Source organism: Kineococcus indalonis (assembly GCF_009906395.1).
In the GTDB taxonomy this organism is placed as follows: domain Bacteria; phylum Actinomycetota; class Actinomycetes; order Actinomycetales; family Kineococcaceae; genus Kineococcus; species Kineococcus indalonis.
In genome coordinates this window covers 1-4,162 of sequence record NZ_JAAALM010000367.1, presented here as the reverse complement: position 1 = coordinate 4,162, position 4,162 = coordinate 1, and the positions used below count along the sequence as shown (strand labels likewise).

At 81.2% G+C, this 4,162-nt stretch carries 2 protein-coding genes and 1 pseudogene; 1 reads left to right on the top strand and 2 read right to left on the bottom strand.

The genetic code is table 11. The features are described 5' to 3' along the window. Nucleotides 1-320 (top strand): annotated as a pseudogene (locus GTR00_RS15795) (hypothetical protein); the annotation flags it as partial. Here GTR00_RS15795 and GTR00_RS15790 read toward each other — a convergent pair. Further along, a complete protein-coding gene (locus GTR00_RS15790) occupies nt 289-1,182 on the bottom strand; it encodes a hypothetical protein (RefSeq protein WP_166612549.1) in 894 nt (297 codons plus the stop codon). The pseudogene GTR00_RS15795 and the gene GTR00_RS15790 sit on opposite strands and share 32 nt — an antisense overlap. A gap of 3 nt (nt 1,183-1,185) precedes the next feature. Beyond that, nucleotides 1,186-4,029, bottom strand: a complete 2,844-nt coding sequence (locus GTR00_RS15785) for a DEAD/DEAH box helicase (RefSeq protein WP_166612548.1) — start codon at nt 4,027-4,029, stop codon at nt 1,186-1,188. Between the last annotated feature and the right edge of the window lie 133 nt (nt 4,030-4,162).

Sequence of the window (4,162 nt, the reverse complement as noted above, 5' to 3'; positions counted from 1 at the left end):
CCCTCGCCGGCGACGAGCCCGCCGCCGGGGGCGGCGCGCACGACCCCGCCGCCCTCGCCCTCGTGGCGGAGGCGGGCCGGGCGCTGGCCGAGACGGCGGTGGCCGCCGCCCGCGCCGCCGGGGCCGGCGAGGTGTCCTGGACGGGCGGGGCGTTCGCCTCGGCCGCGCTGCTGGCGGCGTTCCGCGCGGCGCTGGCCGCCACCGCCCCGCACCTGCGCCCCGTCGCGCCGGCGGGCTCACCGCTGGACGGCGCCGTGGCGCTGGCCCGCGCCGCGGCGGCCCGCCCGCTCAGCCCGGTGCCGGGCCTGCTGTGGACGTGAGCCCGTCCCCGCCGCTCCCGCTGCCGCTCCCGCCGCGCCCGCCGCGGCGGGGGCGTGCGGGGGCCGCGGCCTCGTGCAGGGCCGCGTAGAACGGGCGCAGCGCGTCGGCGATCCCGTGCGCGCCGGGCCCCAGGGCCACCGCGTCGAGGTCGTCGGCCGCGGTGCGCCCGGGCACCCGGGGGACCACGGCCAGCGGCGGCGGCTCGGCGGCGAGCCGGTGGAACGCCACCGGGTCGGCCGGCAGCTCCTCGGCGTCCGGGGCCTGGCCGGAGGCGGCGGTCTCCACGCGGCGCAGCAGCCCCGCCGGCGCCAGGCCGCGCAGCACCAGCAGGGCGGCGGGCTCGGCGTCGGCGTGCGCGGCCAGGGCGTGCAGCAGCGCGGTGACGTGCTCGCAGGCCCGCTCGCCGTCGTCGGGGCAGCTGCAGTCGTGGGTGAGCTCGCCGGGGCCGGGCAGCAGGTCCAGGCCGACCTCGCCGAGCAGGTCCGGCAGCACCGCCGGCACGTCGCCGGTGGCCAGCGGCGCGATGAGCAGCGGGTTCTCGACGAGGACCGCGACGACGGCGTCCGCCTCGGTGGGGCCGTGGCGGCGCACGCCGACCTCCACCAGCCACGGGCGCGGGCGCTCGCCCTGCACGCGGGCGCTGACCGCGCCGGGGCGCACGCGCAGCTCGCCCACCGCCCCGGCGGCGGCCAGGTCCGCGCCGCTGCGCCAGCGGCCGGGGTCGTGGGCGCGCTCCAGGGCGGCGGGCAGGGCGGTGAGCAGCCGGCGCGACCAGCGGGCGCCGGCCCGCACCCCGCGCGAGCCGGCGCGCGAGCCCGTGCGGGGGGTGGTGCGGGGTGTGGTGCGGCGGGGGAGGGGCACGGCTCAGTCCCCGACCGCGTCGGCGCCCAGGCGCAGCAGCTCGTGCAGCGCCTCGTCGTCCAGCTCGGTGATCCACCGCTCGCCGCCGCCGACGACGGAGCCGGCGAGCTCGCGCTTGCGGGCGATCACCTCGTCCACCTTCTCCTCCACGGTCCCGGCGCTGACGAGGGTGCGCACCTGCACGGTGCGCCGCTGGCCGATGCGGTGCGCGCGGTCGGTGGCCTGGTCCTCCACGGCGGGGTTCCACCAGCGGTCCAGGTGCACGACGTGGCTGGCGGCGGTGAGGTTCAGCCCGGTGCCGGCCGCGCGCAGCGACAGCACCAGCACCGGCGGGCCGTCGTCGCGGGCGAACTCGGCCACCAGCGCGTCGCGCCGGGCGCGGGTCAGGCCGCCGTGCAGGAACGGCACCCGCCGCCCGGTCAGCTCCGACAGGTGCGGGGCGAGCAGGTGCCCGAACTCCGCGAAGCGGGTGAAGCACAGCACCTTCTCGCCCTCGGCGAGCGCGGTGCCCACGACGCCGTCGAGCACCTCCAGCTTGCCGGAGCGGTGCCGGCCGCGGTGCAGCACGCCGGAGCCGTCGCCCAGGTAGTGCGCGGGGTGGTTGCACACCTGCGCCAGCCGGGTCAGGGCGCTGAGCACCAGGCCGCGCCGGCCGCGGTCGTCGGCGTCGGCCAGGCGGGCCAGCACCCGGTCCAGCACCGCCCGGTACAGGGCGGCCTGCTCCGGGGTCAGGTTCGCCCGCACCGTCATCTCCAGGCGCTCGGGCAGGTCCGGCGCCACCGCGGGGTCGGTCTTGAGGCGGCGCAGCACGAACGGGCGCGTCACCAGCGCCAGGCGGCGCGCGGGCGCGGTGTGGCCGAGCTTCTCCACGGGCACCGCGAAGGTGTCGCGGAAGCTCGCCGCGCTGCCCAGCAGGCCGGGGTTGGTGGCGTCGAGCACGGCGCGCAGGTCCTCCAGGCGGTTCTCCACCGGGGTGCCGGTCAGCGCCACCCGGTGCTCGGCGGGCACGGCGCGCACGGCGCGCGCGGCGCGGGTGGCGACGTTCTTGACGTGCTGGGCCTCGTCGAGGACCAGGCGCCGCCAGCGCACGGCGGCGAGGTCGGCGGCGTCGCGCACCAGCAGCCCGTAGGTGGTGACGACGAGGTCGTGGCGGGCGGCGGTGCGGGCCAGGTGCTCCCCGCGCGGGCGGTCCGGGCCGTGGTGCACGTGCACGCGCAGCCCCGGGGTGAACCGGGCGGCCTCGGCCCACCAGTTGCCCACCAGGCTCGTCGGGCACACCAGCAGGGTCGGGCGGTGCGCGCCGACCTGCCCGTCGCGGACCTGCCCGTCGCGGACCTGCCCGTCGCGGACCTGCCCGTCGCCTCCCGGCCCGCCGTCGCCCTGCCCGCCGGTGCGCTCGTGCAGCTCCAGGGCGAGCAGCTGCACGGTCTTGCCCAGGCCCATGTCGTCGGCGAGCACCGCGCCCAGGCCCAGGCGGGCCATCGCGGCCAGCCAGGCCACGCCGCGGCGCTGGTAGGGGCGCAGCTGCGCCCGCAGCCCGGGCGGGTCCGGCAGCGGCGCGACGTGCGCCTCGGCCTCGCCGGCGAGCACCTCGCCGAGCGCGCCGCGCGCGTGGACGCCGGTGACGGGGGCGGGCAGGTCGCGGTCGGCGCCCAGGCCGGTGAGCAGGTCCAGCACGGTGGCGGTGCCGCGCCCGCGCCGGCGCAGGAACAGCGCGCTGCGCCGCAGCGCCTCGCGGTCCACCTGCACCCACTCGCCGCGGAAGCGCACGAGCGGCTCGCGGGAGGCGGCCAGGGCCAGCAGCTCGGCCTCGGTGACCGGCGCGCCGCCGAGCGCGGCGCGCCACTCGAAGGCGACGAGGTCGGCCCGGCGCAGCCGCGGGTTCGTCACGGCGCCGGGCTGGGCGGCGCCGGCGTGCAGGGACAGCCCCACCGGCCGGCGCGTCCAGTGCCGCGGCAGCTGCAGGGCCACGCCGGCGGCGGCGAGCTCGGGGCCGCCGACCTCCACGAGGTCGAGGAGGTCCTCGGCGCCGACCTCCACGTCGGCGTCGCCGGCGCCGGCGAGCAGGCGCTTGAGCGGGGGGTGCGCGGCGGCGGCCCGCGCGGTGCGGGCCATGAGCAGCAGCAGGGGGTCCTCGCCGCCGCCCGGCCCCCCGGCGCCGGACTCCGCGCGCACCTGCTCCAGGGTCAGCACCAGGCTGGGGTCGTCCACGGGCCGCAGCCGCGCCTGCAGCCGCCAGCGCTCGTCCTCGCCGGGCGGCTCCAGCACGCGCAGCACGAGGTCGTAGCCGGCGTCGTCGGCGCTGCGGTGCCAGTCGCGCACCCGGTGCGCCAGGGCGCGCGGCTGCGCCCCCTCGGGCACGGCCCCGCCGGTGGCCAGGGCCCGCACCCAGGCGGCGGGCCCGGGGCCCAGGGCGGCGTCGCCCGGGCGCACGTGCGCGGTGCGGCGGCTGACGAGCAGGTCGGCGACGGCGGTGGCGACCTCCTCGACCAGCGCGGCGGCCGCCGGCGGCCCGCCGCGCGCCGGGTGCTCCTCGCAGCGCAGCACCGCGGGGGCGAGGTCGGCGAGGGTGCTGCGCCAGCGGTGGAAGCGCTTGTCGGGCAGCGGCGCCCAGCGGGCCAGCGGCTCGCCGCCGGGGTCGCCGGCGGCGGGGGCCAGGGTCGGCACGACGCTGCCGGCGTCCACGGCGGCGCGGGCCCCGCGCGCCACGTGCGCCAGCCAGCGCAGCCCGTCGCCGGCGAGCGCGGCGGCCGGGCCGGGCCCCTCGCCGAGCACCTCGGCCAGCACCTCGGGCACCGCGTCGCCGCGCAGGTCCACCACCGGCACCGCCACCGGGCGCAGCAGCACCTCCCCGCGCGGGCGCGCCAGTCGGCGCCGGGCCGGCCGGCCGCGGAGAACGTCACGACGGGCGTGCGCACCGCGGCGGCCAGGCGCCGCCCGTGCGCGTCGTCGGCGTTGACGACGGCCAGGGCGCAGCGCG